The following is a 1296-nucleotide window of genomic DNA, read 5'->3' on the forward strand; positions in this document are numbered from 1 at the left end:
GTTAAAGGTTTAAATCGCGATGAACTGGTTAAAGGTTTAAATCGCGATGAACTGGCGGGTTTGCGGAATACCAAGATCGGCTTTGTTTTCCAGGCTTATAACCTGTTGCCCAGAACATCGGCGCTGGAAAATGTAGAGCTGCCCTTATTCTACAATAAAACCATCACGGCTGAAGAACGCAAAGAAAGGGCCATAAAATCGCTCGAATCGGTAAAACTTGCCGAACGTTTTGATCATACCCCTAGTCAGCTTTCTGGTGGCCAGCAGCAGCGTGTAGCCATTGCCAGGGCACTGGTTAATCACCCTGTGATGATTTTGGCCGATGAGGCTACAGGAAACCTTGATACCCGCACTTCTTATGAGATTATGGCTTTGATGCAGGAACTGAATGCAGAAGGAAAAACCATCGTTTTTGTAACACATGAACCTGATATTGCTGCTTTTAGTACCAGAACCATTATGCTTAGGGATGGAAAAATCCAAAAGGACAGCATTAACCAAAATCAACGTTCGGCCAAAGAGGCACTTGCCAATTTACCAGAATCTGATGATTATTAATTTGAGAAGATCATGAGCATAATAAATTTATTAAAAATTGCCTTTAGGGCATTAAAAAGAAATAAGCTGCGTGCTTTTTTAACCATGCTCGGCATCATTATCGGGGTGGCAGCGGTAATTGCCATGATGGCCATTGGTGAAGGCTCGAAACAAAGTATCAGGTCTTCATTATCAGGAATGGGCTCGAACATGATTACCATTATGCCCCAAAGCAATGAACCTGGTGGCGTGCGTTTGCAGGGAAGCAGCATTCAGACCTTAAAACTAGAAGATATTACCGCCATTAAAAAGCTGCAGTCTAAAAATATAAATGGTTTATCGCCTGTGGTTTCCACTAACGGACAGGCCATTAAAGGTGGTTATAACTGGCCGACTACCATTACTGGGGTGAGTCCAGATTATTTGAACATCCGCCAATTAAAACTTCAGGATGGTATTCTTTTCTCCGAAAATGATGTAAAAAGCTTTGCTAAAGTTTGTCTTTTAGGTAAAACAGTTATCGATAATCTATTTCCTGATGGCAGTAATCCAATTGGCCAGATTATACGTTTTAAAAATATTCCTTTCCAGGTAATCGGTGTTTTGGTGCCTAAAGGACAAAGTAATTTCGGACAGGATCAGGACGACATTATCCTCGCTCCTTATACTACTGTACAAAAAAGAATTACCGCAACCAATTATCTACAGAGTATTTATGCTTCTGCAACAACTGAGGCTTCGAGCGCCGCTGCCACAGCC

At 41.9% G+C, this 1296-nt stretch carries 2 protein-coding genes; both read left to right on the forward strand.

Annotated elements, in window-relative coordinates:
- A partial coding sequence (locus AC1DND_RS28020) for an ABC transporter ATP-binding protein (RefSeq protein WP_477586147.1) occupies positions 1 to 558 on the forward strand: 558 nt, incomplete at its 5' end.
- Between the two features lie 12 nt (positions 559 to 570).
- On the forward strand, positions 571 to 1296 hold a 726-nt coding region (locus AC1DND_RS28025), incomplete at its 3' end, for an ABC transporter permease (RefSeq protein WP_477586149.1).

This window comes from Pedobacter sp. 01N416 (assembly GCF_056399685.1).